At 70.3% G+C, this 19,384-nt stretch carries 20 protein-coding genes and 1 pseudogene; 15 read left to right on the top strand and 6 right to left on the bottom strand.

Features of this window, described 5'->3' with window-relative positions:
* Positions 1 to 82: 82 nt before the first annotated feature.
* Both OG452_RS31560 and OG452_RS31555 read left to right on the top strand, forming a co-directional pair.
* Positions 83 to 1,231: a D-alanyl-D-alanine carboxypeptidase family protein gene (locus OG452_RS31560; protein ID WP_327298950.1), complete on the top strand. Its 1,149-nt coding sequence runs from the start codon at positions 83 to 85 to the stop codon at positions 1,229 to 1,231.
* Positions 1,232 to 1,322: 91 nt separating this feature from the next.
* Entirely contained in the window at positions 1,323 to 1,811 is a 489-nt protein-coding gene (locus tag OG452_RS31555; protein WP_327298949.1) for a glutathione peroxidase, read from the top strand.
* A 99-nt stretch (positions 1,812 to 1,910) separates the two neighbouring features.
* On the opposite strand, the gene OG452_RS31550 is transcribed toward OG452_RS31555, so the two are convergent.
* Positions 1,911 to 3,140 (bottom strand): acyl-CoA dehydrogenase family protein, encoded by a 1,230-nt coding sequence (locus OG452_RS31550; protein ID WP_327298948.1) that lies wholly within the window; start codon positions 3,138 to 3,140, stop codon positions 1,911 to 1,913.
* Positions 3,141 to 3,346: 206 nt separating this feature from the next.
* Between OG452_RS31550 and OG452_RS31545 the strand changes: the two genes are divergently transcribed.
* Positions 3,347 to 3,988: a TetR family transcriptional regulator gene (locus OG452_RS31545; protein ID WP_327298947.1), complete on the top strand. Its 642-nt coding sequence runs from the start codon at positions 3,347 to 3,349 to the stop codon at positions 3,986 to 3,988.
* A gap of 94 nt (positions 3,989 to 4,082) precedes the next feature.
* Here OG452_RS31545 and def read toward each other — a convergent pair whose 3' ends face one another.
* Complete coding sequence (gene def, locus OG452_RS31540) at positions 4,083 to 4,640, bottom strand: peptide deformylase (RefSeq protein ID WP_327298946.1); 558 nt, start codon at positions 4,638 to 4,640, stop codon at positions 4,083 to 4,085.
* Positions 4,641 to 4,755: 115 nt separating this feature from the next.
* On the opposite strand from def, the gene OG452_RS31535 reads away from it, so the two are divergent.
* The 5 genes from OG452_RS31535 (at position 4,756) to OG452_RS31515 (ending at position 9,200) form a co-directional block, all read left to right on the top strand.
* Positions 4,756 to 5,994, top strand: coding sequence for a MurT ligase domain-containing protein (locus tag OG452_RS31535; RefSeq protein WP_327298945.1), 1,239 nt, complete (start codon positions 4,756 to 4,758; stop codon positions 5,992 to 5,994).
* A 17-nt stretch (positions 5,995 to 6,011) separates the two neighbouring features.
* Entirely contained in the window at positions 6,012 to 6,740 is a 729-nt protein-coding gene (locus OG452_RS31530) for a type 1 glutamine amidotransferase (RefSeq protein WP_164265137.1), read from the top strand.
* Positions 6,741 to 6,881: 141 nt separating this feature from the next.
* Positions 6,882 to 7,907, top strand: coding sequence for a 6-phosphofructokinase (locus OG452_RS31525; protein WP_327298944.1), 1,026 nt, complete (start codon positions 6,882 to 6,884; stop codon positions 7,905 to 7,907).
* 108 nt (positions 7,908 to 8,015) lie between these two features.
* Positions 8,016 to 8,984: a cytochrome c oxidase assembly protein gene (locus tag OG452_RS31520; protein WP_327298943.1), complete on the top strand. Its 969-nt coding sequence runs from the start codon at positions 8,016 to 8,018 to the stop codon at positions 8,982 to 8,984.
* 54 nt (positions 8,985 to 9,038) lie between these two features.
* On the top strand, positions 9,039 to 9,200 hold the full coding sequence (locus OG452_RS31515; RefSeq protein ID WP_327298942.1) for a hypothetical protein: 162 nt from the start codon (positions 9,039 to 9,041) through the stop codon (positions 9,198 to 9,200).
* Between the two features lie 34 nt (positions 9,201 to 9,234).
* On the opposite strand, the gene OG452_RS31510 is transcribed toward OG452_RS31515, so the two are convergent.
* Positions 9,235 to 9,633 carry an SSI family serine proteinase inhibitor gene (locus OG452_RS31510; protein ID WP_327298941.1) on the bottom strand — a complete coding sequence of 133 codons (399 nt, stop codon included), beginning with the start codon at positions 9,631 to 9,633 and terminating at the stop codon, positions 9,235 to 9,237.
* A 185-nt stretch (positions 9,634 to 9,818) separates the two neighbouring features.
* On the opposite strand from OG452_RS31510, the gene OG452_RS31505 reads away from it, so the two are divergent.
* Both OG452_RS31505 and OG452_RS31500 read left to right on the top strand, forming a co-directional pair.
* On the top strand, positions 9,819 to 10,520 hold the full coding sequence (locus OG452_RS31505; RefSeq protein ID WP_327298940.1) for a lysophospholipid acyltransferase family protein: 702 nt from the start codon (positions 9,819 to 9,821) through the stop codon (positions 10,518 to 10,520).
* 67 nt (positions 10,521 to 10,587) lie between these two features.
* Positions 10,588 to 10,722, top strand: a pseudogene (locus tag OG452_RS31500) (NAD(P)-dependent oxidoreductase); the annotation flags it as partial.
* Positions 10,723 to 10,760: 38 nt separating this feature from the next.
* On the opposite strand, the gene OG452_RS31495 reads toward OG452_RS31500, so the two are convergent.
* Positions 10,761 to 12,272, bottom strand: a complete 1,512-nt coding sequence (locus tag OG452_RS31495) for an alpha/beta hydrolase (protein WP_327299847.1) — start codon at positions 12,270 to 12,272, stop codon at positions 10,761 to 10,763.
* 991 nt (positions 12,273 to 13,263) lie between these two features.
* On the opposite strand from OG452_RS31495, the gene OG452_RS31490 reads away from it, so the two are divergent.
* Positions 13,264 to 13,737: a C40 family peptidase gene (locus OG452_RS31490; RefSeq protein ID WP_327298939.1), complete on the top strand. Its 474-nt coding sequence runs from the start codon at positions 13,264 to 13,266 to the stop codon at positions 13,735 to 13,737.
* A 23-nt stretch (positions 13,738 to 13,760) separates the two neighbouring features.
* Here the strand turns inward: OG452_RS31490 and OG452_RS31485 are convergent, their stop codons facing one another.
* On the bottom strand, positions 13,761 to 14,192 hold the full coding sequence (locus OG452_RS31485; protein ID WP_327298938.1) for an ATP-binding protein: 432 nt from the start codon (positions 14,190 to 14,192) through the stop codon (positions 13,761 to 13,763).
* A gap of 233 nt (positions 14,193 to 14,425) precedes the next feature.
* Between OG452_RS31485 and OG452_RS31480 the strand changes: the two genes are divergently transcribed.
* Positions 14,426 to 15,283 (top strand): helix-turn-helix domain-containing protein, encoded by an 858-nt coding sequence (locus OG452_RS31480; RefSeq protein ID WP_327298937.1) that lies wholly within the window; start codon positions 14,426 to 14,428, stop codon positions 15,281 to 15,283.
* Positions 15,284 to 15,456: 173 nt separating this feature from the next.
* A complete protein-coding gene (locus OG452_RS31475; protein ID WP_327298936.1) occupies positions 15,457 to 15,714 on the top strand; it encodes a DUF397 domain-containing protein in 258 nt (85 codons plus the stop codon).
* Positions 15,715 to 15,756: 42 nt separating this feature from the next.
* On the opposite strand, the gene OG452_RS31470 is transcribed toward OG452_RS31475, so the two are convergent.
* Entirely contained in the window at positions 15,757 to 16,914 is a 1,158-nt protein-coding gene (locus tag OG452_RS31470) for an 8-amino-7-oxononanoate synthase (protein ID WP_327298935.1), read from the bottom strand.
* A gap of 143 nt (positions 16,915 to 17,057) precedes the next feature.
* On the opposite strand from OG452_RS31470, the gene bioB reads away from it, so the two are divergent.
* Entirely contained in the window at positions 17,058 to 18,119 is a 1,062-nt protein-coding gene (gene bioB / locus OG452_RS31465) for a biotin synthase BioB (protein WP_327298934.1), read from the top strand.
* Entirely contained in the window at positions 18,112 to 19,383 is a 1,272-nt protein-coding gene (locus OG452_RS31460) for an adenosylmethionine--8-amino-7-oxononanoate transaminase (RefSeq protein WP_327298933.1), read from the top strand. The genes bioB and OG452_RS31460 overlap by 8 nt, the downstream gene beginning before the upstream one ends.
* Position 19,384 lies beyond the last annotated feature (1 nt).

Raw genomic sequence — 19,384 nt, 5'->3', positions numbered from 1 at the left:
CCACGGAGCGGACATTCCGGTCTTCTCCTACGGTGTGATCATGTCACAAGCGATGTGGTGTTCTGTCAGGATCCGTGCGGCCGTGGCCGTTTCCCTGCCCGCACTGGTACTCGCCTCTCTGTCGTCGGCCGCGCGGGCCGACAGCCCGCCCACGCCCCGACCGGCCGCGGACAGCGGGCAGTCCGCGCTGTACCGCACCGGCGTCCAGGTCTCCCCCGGAGCCGCCAGACCGCCCGCGGCGACAGCCCTGTCGTGGATGGTGACCGATCTGCGGACCGGCAAGGTACTGGCGGCCAGGAACGCGCACCGGCAGCTCCCGCCCGCCAGTACGCTCAAGACGCTCTTCGCGCTGGCCGTGCTGCCGAAGTTCCCGCCGAAGGAGGTGCACCGGGTGGCGGAGACCGACATCACCGGGCTCCAGCCGGGGAGCAGCATGGTCGGGGTGAAAGAGGGCACCCGGTACACGGTCGCCGATCTGTGGCGCGGTGTGTTCCTGGCGTCGGGCAACGACGCGGTGCACACCCTGGCGATGATGAACGGCGGTTTACCGGCCACCATCAAGGACATGCAGGCCGCCGCCCGCCGGATCGGGTTGCGGGACACCGTCGTGAAGTCCGCCGACGGATACGACACCCCGGGGCAGCACTCCTCCGCGTACGACCTGTCCGTGATCGCCCGTGCGGGTATGGCGAATCCGGAGTTCCGGCAGTTCGCCTCGACCAGGACGGCCCGGTTCCCGGCCTCGGGCGGCCCCGGCGCGTTCGGCATCCAGAACACCAACCGGCTGCTTGTGGGGTCGCACGGTGTCGAGCAGTACCCCGGCCTGCTCGGGGTGAAGAACGGGTACACGACCCAAGCGGGCAACACCCTGGTCACGGCCGCCCAGCGGAACGGGCGCACGCTCCTGGTGACCGTCATGAACCCGCAGTCGGGCCAGCCGAACGACGCCTACAACGAGACGCGGTCCCTGCTGGACTGGGGGTTCGCCACCTCGCCCACCGCGACCCCGGTGAGCGTGCTGCCCGGCGTCCGCCCGGCCCACCCCTCTGCACCCGCCGCCACGCCGGCGTCGGCCGAGCGCACGCCCCCGGTCGCGGCGTCGCAGAGTTCGCACATCTCGGTCTCCGGCTGGACGGCGTTCCTCTTCGCGGGCGGAGTGGCCGCCGCCGCGCTGGCCGGCGCCCTGCTGGTCGCGCGGCGCCGGGCGCGCAGGCAGGACGGGCCGGCCTGAGGCGGTGGTCGCCCGCAGGCCGGGGCCGTCGCCCGGGTGTCCGCAGGTCTCTGGAACAGTACGTACCACTGACCTACGACAGGAGCTGGCGATGAGCCTGTACGACATCCCCCTGCGCACCCTGACCGGCGACGCGACGTCCCTGGCCGACTACCGGGGCAAGGCGGTGCTGCTGGTGAACGTGGCGTCCAAGTGCGGCCTCACTCCGCAGTACGCCGGTCTGGAAAAGCTTCAGCAGCAGTACGGGGAGCGCGGTTTCGCCGTCATCGGCGTGCCGTGCAACCAGTTCGCCGGCCAGGAGCCGGGCAGCGCCGACGAGATCCAGACCTTCTGCTCGGCCACCTACGGCGTGACGTTCCCGATGCTGGAGAAGACCGACGTCAACGGTGCCGGGCGGCATCCGCTGTACGCGGAGCTGACGCGGGTGGCCGACGAAGCCGGTGAGGCCGGGGACGTCCAGTGGAACTTCGAGAAGTTCCTGATCTCTCCGGCGGGCGAGGTCGTCTCCCGGATCCGCCCGCGTACCGAGCCGGACGCGCCGGAGGTCGTGGCGGCCATCGAGGCGCAGCTCCCGGCCTGACACACCGGCACGGCCGGACACCGGAACAGGCCCGCGGGGTACGCCTCCGCGGGCCTGTTCCAATGTCCTGCCGGTCAGATCGGATCAGGTCAGGCCGGATCAGCGGATCGGCATCCCCGACAGGGTCCGGGCGATCACCAGGCGCTGGATCTCGCTGGTGCCCTCGAAGATGGTGTAGATCGCGGCGTCGCGGTGCATCCGCTCGACCGGGTACTCACGGGTGTAGCCGTTGCCCCCGAGGATCTGGATGGCCTGGGCCGTGACCTTCTTGGCAGTCTCGCTCGCGTACAGCTTGGACATGGAGCCCTCGGCCGCGGTGAACGGCTTGTTCGCCGATGCCATCCAGGAGGCGCGCCAGACCAGCAGGCGGGCCGCGTCGATCTGCGTCCGCATGTCGGCGAGCTGGAAGGCGACGCCCTGGTTGTCGATGATCGGGCGGCCGAACTGGCTGCGGGTCTTCGCGTAGTCCAGCGCGACCTCGTAGGCGGCCCGTGCGGTGCCGACCGCCATGGCGCCGACCGCGGGCCGGGATGCCTCGAAGGTGGCCATAGCCGCGTTCTTCACACGATCGCCGCCGCCCTGCTTCGCGCGCTCCCGGGCACGGGCCAGCCGCTCGTCGAGCTTCTCCTTGCCGCCGAGCAGGCAGTGGCCGGGCACCCGTACGTCCTCCAGGACGACCTCGGCCGTGTGGGAGGCGCGGATGCCGTGCTTCTTGAACTTCTGGCCCTGCGAAAGGCCCGGCGTCCCCGGCGGGACGATGAACGAGGCGTGCCCCTTGGAGCCTGCGGCGGGGTCGACCACGGCGACCACGACATGGACGTTGGCGATGCCGCCGTTGGTCGCCCATGTCTTGGTGCCGTTGAGCACCCACTCGTCCTTGGCCGCGTCGTACACCGCACGGGTCCGCATCGCCGCGACGTCCGAACCGGCGTCGGGCTCGGACGAGCAGAAGGCCGCGACCTTGACGTCGACGGCGTCGCCGTACATCTGCGGGATCCAGGTGCCGATCTGCTCCTCGGTGCCGTTGGCGAGGACACCGACGGCGGCCAGACCCGTACCGACGATCGACAGCGCGATGCCCGCGTCACCCCAGAAGAGCTCCTCCATCGCCATGGGGATTCCGAGACCGGTCGGGTCGAAGAACTGCTGGGCGTAGAAGTCGAGCGAGTAGATGCCGACCTTGGCGGCCTCCTGGATCACCGGCCAGGGCGTCTCCTCACGCTCGTCCCACTCGGCGGCAGCCGGGCGGATGACGTCCGCGGCGAATCCGTGGATCCAGTCGCGGACCTCCTTCTGGTCATCGTTGAGTTCGAGCGTGAACTCGGCCATGTCCCCTCCAGCACTGCGTTCCAGCGAATTGTTACTTGCGGTAACCACAGTCTGTTACTGGCAAGTAGGACCTGTCAACCTCCACGATCGCCCCCGGCGCCGGCCCCCGGCCGGGTGTTACGTTTTCGGCGGGGCCGGATCAATCGGCGGACGCAGCACGGGTCCGTGTCACAGAGCGAGAATCGCAGGGCGGGGAAGAGTTACTCATGGGGACCACACAGACCGCACAGCAGCGGTCGGCACACAATCGCCGCCGGGAACTGCTGGAGGCCGCCGACCGGGTCGTACTGCGGGACGGCCCGAAGGCGTCCATGAACGCCATCGCCGCCGAGGCGGGGATCACCAAGCCGATCCTCTACCGGCACTTCGGTGACAAGGGCGGCCTCTACCGGGCGCTCGCCAAGCGCCACACCGACGCGCTGCTGAGCGCGCTGCGGGCCGCGCTGGACGCTCCGGCCGGGCGCCGCGAGCGCGTCGAGGCCACGCTCGACACCTATCTCGCGGCGATCGAGGCCAGACCGCAGGTCTACCGCTTCCTGATGCACCCGGCCGACGACGGCCAGCAACCCGAGCAGGCCTTCGACGTGGGGCTGCACTCCGCGCCGCTGCTGCGCAGACTCGGCGAGGAGCTGGCCAAGGTCATCGCCGAACGCGTCGACCTCGGGCCCGACAGCGAGCAGCTGGCGCGGGTCTGGGGCCATGGCATCGTCGGCATGATGCATGCGGCGGGCGACTGGTGGCTCGGTGAACGCCCCTGCTCCCGGGCGCAGTTGGTCAGCAGCCTCGCCGATCTCCTCTGGGGGAGGCTCGCCCTGGCCAACGACCGTGTGGGCGGACCGGGCTTCTGAACAACGGGATGAAGTCCCGGACCGGCGCCGGAGCGGATGTTCCGAGGGGGCCTGACGGGCCTGTGGGACGCGGGGGCCTGCGCGACCCGTGGGCCTAGCGGACCTGTTCGGCTTTACGGGCCTGTTCGGCTTTACGGACTGCCCGCAGCGCCCTGCCGCGGCGCAGGCCCGACAGCCGGTCGGTGTACATCAGCCCTTGGAGGTGGTCGCACTCGTGCTGGAGACAGCGTGCGAAGAATCCGGTCCCGCTGACCGTGACCGGCTCGCCTGTCACGGAGAAGCCCTCCACGACGGCGTGGTCGAAGCGCGGGGTGCCCGCCTCGATGCCGGGCAGCGAGAGGCAGCCCTCGGCGCCGCGCACGGTGACCCCGTCCGCCTCCACCAGCCGGGGGTTGACCAGGTGCCCGAGATGGCGGACGTCCTCGTCGTCCGGGCAGTCGTAGACGAAGACCCGCGACCCGACGCCGATCTGATTCGCAGCGAGCCCGACACCCCGCGCCGCGTACATCGTCGCGAACATGTCCTCGACGAGCCGGGCGAGCGAGGCGTCGAAAGCGGCCACGGGCTCGCAGGGCGCGTGCAGCACGGGATCGCCGTGCGGACTCATCGTCCGCACGGCTCCGGAACTGCCGGGGATCGGGCGGTTTCGCATGGCGGCAAGCGTACGTTCCCACCGGAACGGCGCTCCCCCGGCGGTGCCGAGGTCCGGCGCACGGCCGGATCTCGATAGGCTGAGCCCCGCGCCGACGCAAGGAGGATCTAGGACGATGGACGGCAACACGGAGCCGCTGTCGCCGCGGGCCAAGCTGGCCGTGACGGCAGGCAAGGCCGCGGCAGCGGTATCGCGCGCCGCGGGGCGCGGCAGCGGGTCGGTGATCGGCGGCAAGGTCGCGCTGCGGCTCGACCCCGACCTGCTCGGGCGTCTCGCCCAGCATCTGGACGTGATCCTGGTCTCGGCGACGAACGGCAAGACGACCACGACCCGGCTCATCGCCGAGGCGCTGCGGGCCGCGGGACCGGTCGTGTCGAACGCCCTGGGTGCCAACATGCCGGCAGGCATCACCTCCGCGCTGGCCGGCGGTTCCGACGCGCGTTTCGGCGTGATCGAGGTCGACGAGAAGTACCTCGCCGGGGTCGCGCGCGACACGACGCCCAAGGCGATCGCCCTGCTGAACCTCTCCCGGGACCAGCTCGACCGGGCGGGCGAGACCCGCATGCTGGCCGAGAGGTGGCGCGAGGGGCTGGCCGGGACGAAGGCCGTGGTCATCGCCAACGCCGACGACCCGCTCGTCGTGTGGGCCGCCTCGTCCTCCCCCACCGTGGTCTGGGTCGCGGCCGGCCAGGAGTGGAAGGACGACGCCTGGTCGTGCCCGTCCTGCGGCGGTGTGCTCCAGTGGCCGAACGACGAGTGGTTCTGCGCAGACTGCGGTTTCCGCCGTCCGATGCCCAGTTGGGCGCTCTCCGGCGACTACGTACTCGACCCGCACGGCTCGGCCTGGCCGATCCACCTCCAGCTGCCGGGCCGCGCGAACAAGGCGAACGCGACGACGTCGGCGGCTGTCGCGGCGACCTTCGGCGTGCCGCCGCAGGTGGCCCTGGAGCGGATGTACGGGGTGCAGGCCGTCGCCGGGCGCTACGACGTGGTGTCGTTCCTCAACCGCGAGGTGCGGCTGCTGCTCGCCAAGAACCCGGCGGGCTGGCTGGAGACGTTCTCGCTGATCGACCCGCCGCCCACGCCGGTGATCCTCGCCGTCAACGCCCGCGGCGCCGACGGCACGGACACCTCCTGGCTCTGGGACGTCGACTACACCCGGCTGTCAGGCCACCCGATCTTCGTCATCGGCGACCGCAAGCTGGATCTCGCGGTACGGCTCGAAGTGGCCGGTCTCCAGTTCCAGGTCTGCGAGACCGTGGACGAGGCGGTCCAGTACGCGCCGCCCGGCCGGATCGAACTGATCGCCAACTACACCGCGTTCCAGGACGTGCGCCGCCGCGTCGGCAACTGACCTCAGAGGAAACGATGATGAGCGACAACAGCCTGCGCCTGGTGTGGGTCTACCCGGACCTGCTGAGCACCTACGGCGACCAGGGCAACGCCCTGGTCGTGGAGCGCCGGGCCCGCCAGCGCGGCCTCGACGTGACCCGTATCGACGTGCGCAGCGACCAGCCGGTGCCGACATCCGGTGACATCTATCTGATCGGCGGCGGCGAGGACCGCCCGCAGCGGCTGGCCTCCGAGCGGCTGCGCAGGGACGGCGGCCTCAGCAGGGCGGCCTCCAACGGCGCGATCATCTTCTCGGTCTGCGCCGGTTACCAGATCCTTGGCCACGAGTTCATCAACGACCTCGGCGAGCGCGAACCGGGGCTGGGGCTCCTTGACGTGATCTCGACCCGCGGTGAGGGCGACCGCTGCGTCGGCGATGTGTACGGGGACATCGACCAGCGGCTGGGCCTGCCGCCGCTGACCGGCTTCGAGAACCACCAGGGCATCACCCATCTGGGCCCGACCGCCCGCCCGTTCGCCCGGGTCCAGCTGGGCCGGGGAAACGGGACCGGCGACGGCACCGAGGGCGCGTACAACGACACCGTCTTCGGTACGTACATGCACGGCCCGGTACTGGCCCGCAACCCGCAGATCGCCGATCTGCTGCTCAAGCTGGCCCTGGACGTCAACGCGCTGCCCCCGACCGACGACCGCTGGTACGAGGCGCTGCGGACCGAGCGGATCGCCGCGGCGACACAGCCCGCATGAGGCCCGATACGTACATCTGAGCGGCGTCCAGCAGGCGGACGCCCGCTACGTCACTTTCACCCTCCGCCGGTAGGGTGACGGGGAACCAGCCCGGACGACGTGGTCCGGTCACAAGCCCACGTTGCAAAGGTAAGTCGGGCAATGCGAATTGGTGTGCTCACCTCCGGCGGCGACTGCCCCGGCCTGAACGCCGTCATCCGCTCGGTCGTGCACCGCGCCGTCGTCGACCACGGCGACGAGGTCATCGGCTTCCACGACGGATGGAAGGGCCTGCTCGAGTGCGACTACCGCAAGCTCGACCTCGACGCGGTGGGCGGCATCCTGGCACGCGGCGGCACGATCCTCGGCTCGTCGCGGGTACAGCCCGCGCATCTGCGCGACGGCGTGGAGCGCGCCCGGGGCCATGTCGCCGACCTGGGGCTCGACGCGATCATCCCGATCGGCGGCGAGGGCACGCTGAAGGCGGCGCACCTCCTCTCCGAAGCGGGGCTGCCGATAGTGGGCGTGCCGAAGACCATCGACAACGACATCGCGTCGACCGATGTCACCTTTGGCTTCGACACGGCCGTCGGGGTCGCGACCGATGCGCTCGACCGGCTGAAGACCACCGCCGAATCGCACCAGCGGGTGCTGATCGTGGAGGTCATGGGGCGCCACACCGGGTGGATCGCCCTGCACTCGGGCATGGCGGCGGGCGCGCACGCCATCGTCGTACCGGAGCGTCCCTTCGACATCGGTGAGCTCACCGAGCTGGTCGGGCGACGCTTCTCGGCGGGCAAGAAGTTCGCGATCGTGGTGGTCGCCGAGGGCGCGAAGCCGCGCGAGGGCTCGATGAGCTTCGACGTGGGTGTCAAGGACATGTACGGTCACGAGCGGTTCGCCGGTGTCGCCAGGCAGCTCTCCATCGAGCTGGAGCAGCGCCTCGGCAAGGAGGCCCGTCCGGTGATACTCGGTCATGTGCAGCGCGGCGGTACCCCCACCGCGTACGACCGCGTCCTGGCCACCCGGTTCGGCTGGCACGCCGTGGAGGCCGCGCACCGCGGGGCCTTCGGCATGCTGACCGCGCTGCACGGCACGGAGATCACCATGGTGCCGCTCGCCCAGGCGGTGGAGACGCTCAAGACCGTGCCCGCCGAGCGGTACGCCGAAGCCGAGTGCGTCCTCTGACCGTTCCCCATTCGCCCGATACAGTACGAACTGCCCCCGGCCGCAGCTGCGGTCGGGGGCAGTTCTACGCTGGTGCGGCGACATCGGGCACGAATCAGGAGTGAGTGGATGGACCACAGCGGGCACGGCATGCCCATGGGCGGCATGACCATGGATCTGCCGCCGTTCACGCTGGGACGGGGGCTGGGTTTCTCCGCGGACCCGTTCTTCCTGATCGGCTGTCTGGTGGGACTCGCGCTGTACGGCTGGGGCGTGGTGCGGCTGCGCCGGCGCGGCGACAGCTGGCCGGTCCACCGGATCGCGCTCTTCGTCATCGGGGTGCTGACCGTCGGTCTCACGATGTGCACCAAGCTGAACGACTACGGCATGGTCATGTTCAGCGTGCACATGGTGCAGCACATGATCATCAGCATGCTCTCCCCCATCCTGCTGCTGCTCGGCGCGCCGGTGACGCTGGCCCTGCGCGCACTGCCCGTCGCAGGCCGGGGCAACCGCAAGGGGCCGCGGGAGGTGCTGCTGATGCTGCTCCAGAGCCGCTACATGCGGATCATCACGCATCCCGCCTTCACCATCCCGCTGTTCATCGCCAGCCTCTACGGCCTGTATTTCACGCCGCTCTTCGACTTTCTGATGGGCTCGAGGACCGGGCACATCGCGATGATGGTGCACTTCCTCTTCGTGGGTCTGGTCTTCTTCTGGCCGATCATGGGCATCGACCCGGGCCCGCACCGGCCGGGCTACGTCATGCGGATGCTGGAGCTCTTCGCCGGGATGCCCTTCCACGCGTTCTTCGGTATCGCGCTGATGATGGCGAGCGAGCCGATGGTGCAGGTCTACAAGCACCCCTCCGCCTCGCTGGGGATCGACGCGCTCTCCGACCAGGAGGCCGCGGGCGGCATCGCTTGGGCGTTCAGCGAGATCCCGTCCGTACTGGTCCTGATCGCCCTGGTCTTCCAGTGGTACAGCTCCGAGCAGCGTGTCTCACGCCGCTCCGACCGGGCCGAGGACCGCAACGGCGACAAGGAGCTGGCCGCTTACAACGCCTACCTGGCGTCACTCCAGGCACGCGGCCAGTAGCGGAGAAGGCCCCTGGCGGGCGACGATGGCCCTCCACCCCCGAGGAGGAGGGCCATGCCCGGTTCTGTGAAAGCGATGGGTGTCATCACCGTGGGAGCCCTGGTCACGGTGACGGGATACACGGTTGTACTCGGCAGCAACGGCTGGCTGTGGTTCGGCTGGGTGGTCCTGGGGCTGGTGACCGTCGGCATGATCGCGTCGCGCGGCAGTGGCTGAGCGGCGGGGCACGACCGCTCAGCGGCTCGGCCGCTCAGAAGCGGAAGACCGGGCCGGTCGCCGCGTCGAGCGAGCAGGCGTTGGCGAACGTCCGGTCCCAGTGGGTGGGGCGGCCGCCCCAGGTCCCGCCGACGGTGACCGTGACCGGGTCGGACTGCCGGGTGCAGGGCCGGGGCTCCCCGTCGAGGCGGTCGAAACTGCCGCCCGCCCGGTCGAGTGCCCGGCAGGCCGCTGCGGCGTCCGGGTGCGAGCCGTCGCTCCCCTCCGGTGCGCACCGGAGCAGCACGCTGCGGTCCCGGTCGGGGTGCGACTGCGAAGCGACGGTGAGGACGAGTCCGGCCGGGCGGATGGGCGGCGTTGCGGCAGCCTGCGCGGGCACAGCGGCGGCGCAGGCGAGCAGGGCCGCTGCGGCGGACATCGTACGGGGGCGCATCCGGCCTCCTGGAACTCGGCACGAGGGTGGGAGGCCACAGCACCCGGCCGCCCGGCCCGGCGGCAAGTCGCCACGCCGCCCGGCCACCCGTACGGACGCGGCTCCCCGCTCCCGCACGGGTTCCGCAGCGGGTGGTCGGCGGCTACTGTGCGTGGGCACGGGACGACGGGGAGGCGGTACCGCGATTGTTCTACTACATCCTGAAATATGCCCTGCTCGGGCCGCTGCTGAGGCTGCTGTTCCGGCCCAGGATCGAAGGGCTCGAACACATCCCGGAGGACGGCGCCGCGATCATCGCGGGCAACCACCTGTCCTTCTCCGACCACTTCCTGATGCCGGTCGTCCTCAGCCGGCGCATCACCTTCCTCGCCAAGCAGGAGTACTTCACCGGGCCGGGCATCAAGGGCCGGCTGACGGCCGCCTTCTTCCGCAGCATCGGCCAGATCCCGGTGGACCGGTCGGGCCGGGAGGCGGGCAGGGCCGCGGTCCGTGAGGGGCTCGGCGTGCTCGGCAGGGGCGAACTGCTGGGGATCTACCCCGAGGGCACCCGCTCGCACGACGGCAGGCTCTACAAGGGCAAGGTCGGGGTCGCCGTGATGGCCGTCAAGGGCCGGGTTCCGGTGGTGCCGTGCGCCATGGTGGGCACCTTCGAGATCCAGCCGCCCGGCCGGCGGATGCCGAAGATCAAGCGGGTGACGATCCGCTTCGGGGAGCCACTGGACTTCAGCCGCTACACGGGGCTGGAGAACGAGAAGGTGGCGCTGCGGGCGGTCACCGACGAGATCATGTACGCGGTCCTCGGGCTCTCCGGCCAGGAGTACGTCGACGCGTACGCCGCGGACGTGAAGGCCGCGCAGGCGAAGAATCCGCCGGGGAAGCCGCACTGACACCGGATCGGCTGTGGGCAGAACCGTCTGGCCCGGACCGGAGCACGGCCGTGGCGTCGGCGGCGGTTCGCTGCCCGCGACCGTGGAGTGGATCACTGACCGGCTCCGGGGCCGGGACTGGCGCGAGGCCTTCCCAGCGATGGCGAAGACCTACGACCCGCATCTCGATCTCTTCGACTACGCGGCGGAGGATGCCTGGCTGGGGGAGCCGCTGACCACGCGGCCCCCCAGCGTGGGCTGTTACGGCGTCGGTGTGGCGTGCGGGGCGCACGTCACATCGTGGCGGTCGGTGCTGCCGGTGAGCAGATAGCTGTCCACCCGGGTGTTGATACACGGATTGACCAGACCGGTCACCCCGTGCGATCCGGCGCCCTTCTCGATGATGAGACGGGAGCCCTTGAAGCGCTGGTGCAGGTCGACCGCGCCCGGGAACGGCGTGGCCGCGTCGCGGGTCGACTGCACGATCAGCACCGGCGGGAGCCCCTTGCCCGTGTGGACGTTCACCGGGGTCTGCTGCTTCGCGGGCCAGGTGGCACACGGCAGGTTCATCCAGGCGTTGGACCAGGTGAGGAACGGGTAGTCCTTGTTGAGCCGGGTGTTGTCCCGGTCCCATGTCCGCCAGTCGGTCGGCCACTTGGCGTCGGCGCACTCGACCGCTGTGTAGACGGCTGTGCCGTTCTCGGCGGAGATATTGCCCGCGGTGTCCGACATATCGGGCCCCGCTGCCTTGATCAGCGGCTGCGGATCACCAGCGAGGTACTGGCTCCAGGCCTTGGCGACCGGCGCCCAGGAGGAGTCGTAGTACGGGGCGTTCTGGAAGAACCCGAGCAGTTCGGCCGGCCCCACGACCCCGCCGATCGGACGCTTCTTCGCCGTGGCCCGCAGCTTCACCCACTGCTGCTCGACGGCCGCCGCCGTCTTCCCGATGTGGAAGGCGGCGTCGTTGGCGGCGACCCAGTTCTGCCAGTCGTTCCAGCGGCCCTGGAAGGCGACGTCCTGGTTGAGGTTGGCCTGGTACCAGATGTTCGACTGCTTCGGGTCGACGACACTGTCCACGATCATGCGGCGGACATGACCCGGGAAGAGCGTTCCGTACACGGCGCCGAGATAGGTGCCGTAGGAGACTCCCAGGTAGTTGAGTTTCTTCTCGCCGAGCGCCGCCCTGATGACGTCGAGGTCGCGCGCCGTGTTCGGCGTCGTGAGGTACGGCAGCATCGCACCGCTGCGCTGCTCGCAGCCGTCCGCGTACTGCGCCGCGAGCTTGCGCTGGACCTGCTTGTCGGCCTCGCGGTCCGGGACCGGATCGGCCTTGGGGGCGCTGACGTACTTCTGCGGGTCCATGCAGGAGACCGGCGCCGAGTGGCCCACACCGCGCGGGTCGAACCCCACGAAGTCGTATGCCTTGGCGGTGTTGACCCAGAGCGCGCTCCCGGTGGTGGACCTGGCGGGGAAGCGCATGCCCGAAGCGCCGGGGCCTCCGGGGTTGTAGACGAGGGAGCCCTGCCGCTGCGACTTGGTGCCGGAGCTCAGGGCCCGGTCCACCGCGAGCTCGATTGTCCGGCCGTCCGGGTGCGCGTAGTCGACCGGCACGGTCACCCAGCCGCACTGGATCGGCTTCGCGAGGGCCCAGTCCGCAGGACAGTCCCGCCAGTCGATCCCCGCCTTCGCCGCCCGCGCGGCGGCCGCGGCCACGCCGTGCGCCTCCGGGCCTGCGTGGCCGCGGCCGTCGGCGGTGGCCGACGGCGCCGCCATGGCGCCCGCTATGAGAGTCGCCGCGGCCAGAGCGCCGGCCGAGCCGAGCACTGCGGTGCGTCTCACGTGGTACCTCCCCCTGTGCGAAGCGCCGTTCGTCCGGCGCTCTCCAGTACGTACCGGGGATCCTTTCTTGTGAACGGTCCCTGACAACAGGGTGCATGAGCGTTCTTTGCCAACCCGAAATGCGGTGAGACCGGTCCCGGTGAGCGGTGCAACGCGCGCGGATGACCGCTGGCAGTCAACGCGGAACGGGGGTGGAGAAGTTGACCGGGCGCAGGTGAACTCGGAACGGCCTGGACCGAGTTGCCGATTACGGTGAACTCGCCGCCTCAGGGCGCACGACGGGGCGGACGGTGCGTCAACCCTGCTGCGGGCGTGCCGACATCACCGACGCCCGGACCACGACGCCTTCGCACGGCATCCGCGCGGTGCCTTGCATGGGGGAAACCGGACCCGGATCCGTCTTTCGTGCGATTGCCAGTACACCGATGGGCGCCCCCCGGAAGGCGTAGACACGCGGAGATCCAGTGGCAGCGCCGAGTTGCGCACCGCGCCCGCACTCGGCCCGGCGCCCCTGCTGCGCCCCAGGTGAGGGCCGTGCGCCGGCGGAATCCCCGGCCCGGCGCCGGTGGCATCCACTCGAACAGGCCAGTGCCCCCGAATCATCACAAATCGGCGCGGTAAGCCGGAAATCCGCCATGCCATGGGTGAAGATCCGGGAGACGACAAGCCCCCGCCACCACGGCGGGGCGGTCCGGGCGGACGCCGAGTCCTGCCGCCGTACCCGGATGTCTGGTCGACACGAGTGGATCGGCAGGAGTGGAGGACCCAGGCAGTCCGGGGCGACAGCGACGTCGCCCCTCGGGGTGAAGCCGCCTGGCGGGACGGCCGACTTGATCAGTCGGTCACCCCGCCGGGCGGCCGGGCAAACTTCGCCGGCCCGAACCCGACAGGTCATCCTTCACAGGCGGTTTGCGAAGGGTTGCGCATGACTGCGCAGATTCATATCCCGTCTCTGCTCACCCGGGCCGGTACAGCCTCGGCCCTCGCGCTCGCCGCTGTCGCGGGGACCTCTCTGGCACCGGGCGCCACCACGGAGGCACAGGCCGCCGCGCACGCCGCCGAGGCCGTGCAGATCGCGGCCTCGAAGAAGGGCTCGCCCTATCAGTGGGGGGCGGCAGGACCGTCCCGGTTCGACTGCTCGGGGCTGACGCTCTACTCGTACAAACAGGCGGGCAAACAACTGCCCCGCACCGCCCAGGCGCAGTACAACCGCGTACGCCATATCCCGCCATGGGGTCGGCACCGCGGCGACCTGGTGTTCTTCCACTACGGCCGGAGCGTCTACCACGTCGGTATCTACGCCGGCCACGGGAAGATCTGGCACTCCCCCAAGACGGGCGCGGTGGTCAGGCTGGAGAAGATCTGGTCCCACAGCGTCTGGTACGGCCGGGTGGGCTGAAGCCGACGGTACAGCGGGTTCGTTCAGCCCTGGACCATGGCGGTCCAGGGCAGGGCGATCCAGACGGTCTTCCCGCCGTCCCGGGTCGGGGTCACCGACAGCCGGCCGCCGTTCTCGGCCGCCAGCCAGCGGATGATGACCATGCCCCGGCCGTTGTCCTGCTGCACCGCAGCGGGCAGCCGCTGGGGCCAGCGCGGATGGCTGTCGGTGACGCCGACGCACAGCCGCTCGTCACGCTCCAGGACGGCCTGCACCGTGAAGGTGGGGGACGTGCCGAAAGTGTGCTGCACCGCGTTGGTCGCGAGCTCCGAGACGATCAGCCGGATGGTGTCCGCCAGCTCCGCGTCGGGGGACAGCCCCCAGCCGGTGAGCACACGGGCCACGAACGTCCGGGCGGCCGGGACCGAAGCCGGCTCGCTCGGCAGCGTAACTGAAGCTTCCTGGTGGTCTGCCATGACGGCCTGTCCCTTTCCCACCGCTGCCGGCGCGGATCTCGTGACGGATGCACTTCGAGACGGCCTCAGGTGGCGCTTCGTGCGAGCGTGACACTCATAGTGACCGCAGCACCGACCATCCACAAAGAAGTGCATATATCTGTCGCTCAAAGTGATGAACTCTGCGACGGAAGACCGTATTTGACGGCCGGAATGGCACGTTTGCAGAAACGGCCGACCGGAGGGAGAACGCGGTGCGGAGCAGCCCCGCGGTGCGCCGCGTCAAACTCGGTGCCGAGCTGCGCCGGCTGCGTGTCCTGGCTGGTCTGACCAGTGCGGCGGCGGCCGGGCTCGCGGGCTGGCACCAGTCGAAGGTGAGCAGGATCGAGACCGGGCGCAGTGGTGTGAGGTCGTCCGATGTGGCCCTGCTGCTCGATGCGTACGGCGTGCGGGACGCGGCGCAGCGCGAACTCCTGGAGGCGCTGTGCGGCGCGGGAGCCGACGAGAGCGCCGGCTGGTGGCACACCTACCGGCGGCTGCTGCCCGCCCAGTACCGGGACTTCATCAGGCTGGAGGCCCAGGCGTGCACGGCGCACACCTTCGAGACATCCGTGGTGCCCGGCCTGCTGCAGACGCCCGGCTACGCGAAGGCGGTCACCCGGGCCTCGCTCGACGGGCTGCCGGCCCGGACCGTGGACTCGCTGGTCGATGTGCGGCTGGCACGGCAGCGGGTACTGGACGCGGATCCGCCGCTGGAGCTGAGCGCGGTCGTCGACGAGGCGGCCCTGCACCGCCGGATCGGCGGGCGCGGGGTGATGGCGGAGCAGTTACGGCATGTACGGGAGGTCGCCCGGCTGCCTCATGTGCGGTTGCAGGTCATGCCGTTCGCCGCCGGAGCGCACCTCGGACTCACTGGCTCTTTCACAATCTTCTCTTTTTCGAACATCATTGATTTGGATGTGGTCGTTCTCGACCATTTGATGAGTAGCCGTTATCTGGAACGGAAAGAAGAACTCAAGGCGTACAGCGCCGCGTTCCGCAGGATCCAGGCGCGGGCTCTTTCACAGCAGGAATCGTTGGATCTCATCGCCGGGATCGGTGACGGCGTCTAAGGGCTGTCCCGCAATTCCTGGTGGATCAGCGCGCGGCGACAGATGCGGTGCATCGCAAGGCGGAGGGACGTCCGCATACTGGATGTATGTGGACGTTCCGACAACGCGGCGAGGTGCCGTAGCTGTCGTCGCGCGCCCGCCGGGAATTGCGGGACAGCCCTTAGGGAGGCACCATGTCCGCACGTCCTGCGAACGTCCCTTCCAGTACTTCTCTGAACGGCGCGCGGTGGCGGCGCAGCAGCCGCAGCACCGGAATGAACAACTGTGTCGAGGCCGCGTTACTCGACAGCGGTCTGCTGGCCGTACGTGACTCCAAGCGCGTGAACCACCCTGCGCTGCTCTTCGAAGCAGGCGCCTGGACCTGCTTCCTGGCCTCGGTGCCCGAAGCCGCAGTGCCGGGCACCGGGGGGCCCGGCACGGCGAGCCGTTGATCAGCGGATCGGCGGGCAGCAGAGAACGGCAGCGGATGCCCGTCATCCGGTGGGCGCGGTCCGCAGCACCGTGTCCACCGCCCACTCGATCTGTTCGGCCGTCAGGTCGGCGCGTGCGGTGAGCCGCAGCCGTGAGATGCCGTCCGGCACCGAAGGCGGACGGAAGCAGCCGACCACGAGACCCGCCGCACGGCAGTCGGCCGCCCAGCGCACCGCCTGCAGGGGCGAGGGCGCGAGGACGGAGACGACAGCGGCCTGCGGGCGTACCGCGCTGAGTCCCCCCGCGGTCAGACGTGTGTGCAGGGTGTGCGCCACCGTACGGGTGCGGCCGGCGAGCAGGGGATCGTCACGCAGCAGCCGCAGGCTCGCCAGCGCGGCGCCCGCCGCCGCGGGCGCCAGGCCGGTGTCGAAGATGAACGGGCGTGCCTCGTTGATCAGATGGTCGATGACCCGGGCGGGCCCGAGCACCGCGCCGCCCTGACTGCCGAGCGACTTCGACAGGGTGACCGTGGAGACCACGTCGGGAGCGCCCGCGAGTCCCGCCGCGTGCACGGCGCCGCGTCCGCCGTCGCCGAGCACGCCGAATCCGTGCGCGTCGTCCGTGATCAGCGCCGCTCCGTACGTACGGCAGACCTCGGCCAGCTCCGGCAGCGGCGCGGCGTCGCCGTCGACCGAGAAGACCGAGTCGGTGACCGCGACGGCCCGGCCGCCGTCATACGCGCCGAGCGCCTTGGCGACGGCCTCGGGGTCGCTGTGCGGGACGACTTCGGTCGCCGCTCTGGAGAGCCGGCAGCCGTCGATGATCGAGGCGTGGTTGGCGGCGTCCGAGACGATCAGCGAGTCACGGCCGGTCAGCGCGGTGAGCACGGCGAGGTTGGCCGCGTATCCGGAGGAGAAGACCAGTGCCGCCTCGAAACCGCTGAACTCCGCCAGCTCCCGCTCCAGTTCGGCGTGGAGCGCGGTGGAGCCGGTGACCAGCCGGGACCCGGTGGCGCCCGCACCCCAGCGGCGGGCCGAATCGGCGGCGGCTCCGGTGATCTCGGCTCGGCGGCTCAGCCCCAGGTAGTCGTTGCTCGCGAGGTCCAGCACATCCGCGGACGCGGCGCGCGGCCGGAGCGCGCGCACCAGCCCGGCCTCCGCCCGGCGGTGCGCCGCTGCGTCGGTCCACTCGAAGGGCTCGCGGGGAACGGCTGGAGTCATGGTCGATCCCTTTTTGTAGGCAGTTCACAGACCCTAGCCGGGGCGATGCGGGGTCAGGGTGTGGCAATACACACACCCCTGGGCTGCTCTGTTGTTCAGTTCCTCCTTGGCCGGAGGCGGTGCGGTAGGCCAGGATCACCCCTATGGACCTGCTGAACACGCTGGTGGACAAGGGGCTGCGGCGCGAACTGCCGACCCGTGAAGAGGCTCTCGCCGTGCTGGCGACGACCGACGACGAACTGCTGGACGTGGTGGCGGCGGCCGGAAAGGTGCGCCGCAAGTGGTACGGGCGGCGGGTGAAGCTCAACTATCTCGTCAATCTCAAATCGGGCCTCTGCCCGGAGGACTGCTCGTACTGCTCGCAGCGGCTGGGCTCCAAGGCGGAGATCCTCAAGTACACCTGGCTGAAGCCGGACGAGGCGTCGAAGGCGGCTGCGGCCGGAGTGGCGGGCGGGGCGAAGCGGGTCTGTCTGGTCGCCAGCGGCCGCGGGCCGACGGACCGCGATGTCGACCGCGTATCGGAGACGATCGAGGCGATCAAGGAGCAGAACGAGGACGTCGAGGTGTGCGCCTGCCTCGGGCTGCTCAAGGACGGCCAGGCGGAGCGGCTGCGGGCTGCGGGCGCCGACGCGTACAACCACAATCTCAACACGTCCGAGGCCACCTACGCCGACATCTGCACCACCCACGACTTCTCCGACCGGGTCGATACGGTCCAGCACGCCCAGGCCGCCGGTCTCTCGGCCTGCTCGGGGCTGATCGCGGGGATGGGTGAGAGCGACGCCGACCTGGTCGACGTGGTCTTCGCGCTGCGCGCCCTCGACCCCGACTCGGTGCCGGTGAACTTCCTGATCCCCATGGAGGGCACCCCGCTGGCCGGGGAGTGGCATCTGACCCCACAGCGGTGTCTGCGCATCCTGGCGATGGTGCGGTTCGTCTGTCCGGACGCGGAAGTACGGCTGGCGGGCGGACGCGAGGTGCATCTGCGCTCCCTGCAGCCGCTCGCCCTGCACCTCGTCAACTCCATCTTCCTCGGCGACTATCTGACGAGTGAGGGCCAGGCGGGCCGGACCGACCTGGACATGATCGCGGATGCCGGATTCGAGGTGGAGGGCTCGGACACGACGACACTGCCCGAACACCGCGAGGGCCTGGTGTCGGTCCGCCGCAGGGGCGCCGGAACGGATCTCGCGCCCAATGCCTGACTCCGCCGAGCTGCTCGAACTCGACCGGCGCCATGTCTGGCACCCGTACGGACCGATGCCCGGCCGGCAGGAGCCGCTGCTCGTCGAGTCGGCGTCCGGTGTCCGGCTGCGGGTCGCCGGTACGGGTGAGCTGGTGGACGGCATGTCGTCCTGGTGGTCGGCGATCCACGGCTACAACCACCCGGTGCTGAACGAGGCCGCACGCGGCCAGCTGGACCGGATGAGCCATGTGATGTTCGGCGGGCTCACCCATGAGCCCGCCGTCCGGCTCGCGGCGAAGCTGGTGGAGATCACTCCGGAGCCGCTCCAGCATGTGTTCCTCTCCGACTCGGGTTCGGTGTCGGTCGAGGTCGCCGTCAAGATGTGCCTGCAGTACTGGCGCTCCGTGGGCCGTCCCGCCAAGCAGCGGCTGCTGACCTGGCGGGGCGGCTACCACGGGGACACCTGGCAGCCCATGTCGGTGTGCGACCCCGAGGGCGGGATGCACGACCTGTGGTCGGGGGTGCTGCCGCGGCAGGTCTTCGCGGACGCGCCGCCCGCGGAGTACGAGCAGGGGTACGCCGACCACCTCCATGAGCTGATCGGCCGTCATGCGCATGAGCTGGCAGCGGTGATCGTGGAGCCGGTGGTCCAGGGCGCGGGCGGGATGCGTTTCCACTCCCCCGCGTATCTGCGGGTGCTCCGCGAGGCGTGCGACGCGCACGGTGTGCTGCTGGTCTTCGACGAGATCGCCACCGGCTTCGGCCGTACGGGCAAGCTCTTCGCCGCGGACCACGCCGGGGTCGCGCCGGACGTGATGTGTGTCGGCAAGGCCCTGACCGGGGGCTATCTGACCATGGCGGCGACGCTCTGTACCCCACGGGTGGCCGAGGGCATAGCGCGGGGCGAGGTGCCTGTGCTGGCGCACGGGCCGACGTTCATGGGCAATCCGCTGGCCGCCGCGGTGGCCTGCGCCTCGGTCGGGCTGCTGCTCGGGCAGGACTGGGAACGGGAGGTCAAACGGCTGGAGACTGCCCTGCTGGACGGTCTGTCCGGGGCGGCGGAGCTGCCGGGCGTCCGGGATGTGCGGGTACTCGGTGCGATCGGGGTCGTCCAGCTGGACCACGAGGTGGACATGGCGGCGGCGACCCGGGCGGCCGTGCGTGAGGGCGTCTGGCTGCGGCCGTTCCGCGATCTCGTCTACACCATGCCGCCGTACGTCACCGGCGATCAGGACGTGGCACGGATCTGCCGTGCGGTGTGCGCGGTGGCGAGGGAGGCATGAC

This window comes from Streptomyces sp. NBC_01197, from assembly GCF_036010505.1.
GTDB lineage: Bacteria > Actinomycetota > Actinomycetes > Streptomycetales > Streptomycetaceae > Streptomyces.
The sequence above is the reverse complement of the archived record's forward strand: the minus strand, read 5'-3'. Positions and strand labels throughout refer to the sequence as shown.

Excerpts from the sequence above, each read along its gene's own strand:
- OG452_RS31485 (WP_327298938.1), bottom strand. The coding sequence starts at position 14,192 with ATGGCAGACCACCAGGAAGCTTCAGTTACGCTGCCGAGCGAGCCGGCT.
- OG452_RS31470 (WP_327298935.1), bottom strand. The coding sequence starts at position 16,914 with ATGACTCCAGCCGTTCCCCGCGAGCCCTTCGAGTGGACCGACGCAGCG.
- OG452_RS31555 (WP_327298949.1), top strand. The coding sequence starts at position 1,323 with ATGAGCCTGTACGACATCCCCCTGCGCACCCTGACCGGCGACGCGACG.
- OG452_RS31475 (WP_327298936.1), top strand. The coding sequence starts at position 15,457 with ATGTCCGCACGTCCTGCGAACGTCCCTTCCAGTACTTCTCTGAACGGC.
- OG452_RS31515 (WP_327298942.1), top strand. The coding sequence starts at position 9,039 with ATGCCCGGTTCTGTGAAAGCGATGGGTGTCATCACCGTGGGAGCCCTG.
- OG452_RS31510 (WP_327298941.1), bottom strand. The coding sequence starts at position 9,633 with ATGCGCCCCCGTACGATGTCCGCCGCAGCGGCCCTGCTCGCCTGCGCC.
- OG452_RS31460 (WP_327298933.1), top strand. The coding sequence starts at position 18,112 with ATGCCTGACTCCGCCGAGCTGCTCGAACTCGACCGGCGCCATGTCTGG.
- OG452_RS31545 (WP_327298947.1), top strand. The coding sequence starts at position 3,347 with ATGGGGACCACACAGACCGCACAGCAGCGGTCGGCACACAATCGCCGC.
- OG452_RS31530 (WP_164265137.1), top strand. The coding sequence starts at position 6,012 with ATGAGCGACAACAGCCTGCGCCTGGTGTGGGTCTACCCGGACCTGCTG.
- bioB (WP_327298934.1), top strand. The coding sequence starts at position 17,058 with ATGGACCTGCTGAACACGCTGGTGGACAAGGGGCTGCGGCGCGAACTG.
- def (WP_327298946.1), bottom strand. The coding sequence starts at position 4,640 with ATGCGAAACCGCCCGATCCCCGGCAGTTCCGGAGCCGTGCGGACGATG.
- OG452_RS31550 (WP_327298948.1), bottom strand. The coding sequence starts at position 3,140 with ATGGCCGAGTTCACGCTCGAACTCAACGATGACCAGAAGGAGGTCCGC.
- OG452_RS31535 (WP_327298945.1), top strand. The coding sequence starts at position 4,756 with ATGGACGGCAACACGGAGCCGCTGTCGCCGCGGGCCAAGCTGGCCGTG.
- OG452_RS31525 (WP_327298944.1), top strand. The coding sequence starts at position 6,882 with ATGCGAATTGGTGTGCTCACCTCCGGCGGCGACTGCCCCGGCCTGAAC.
- OG452_RS31495 (WP_327299847.1), bottom strand. The coding sequence starts at position 12,272 with ATGGCGGCGCCGTCGGCCACCGCCGACGGCCGCGGCCACGCAGGCCCG.
- OG452_RS31520 (WP_327298943.1), top strand. The coding sequence starts at position 8,016 with ATGGACCACAGCGGGCACGGCATGCCCATGGGCGGCATGACCATGGAT.
- OG452_RS31490 (WP_327298939.1), top strand. The coding sequence starts at position 13,264 with ATGACTGCGCAGATTCATATCCCGTCTCTGCTCACCCGGGCCGGTACA.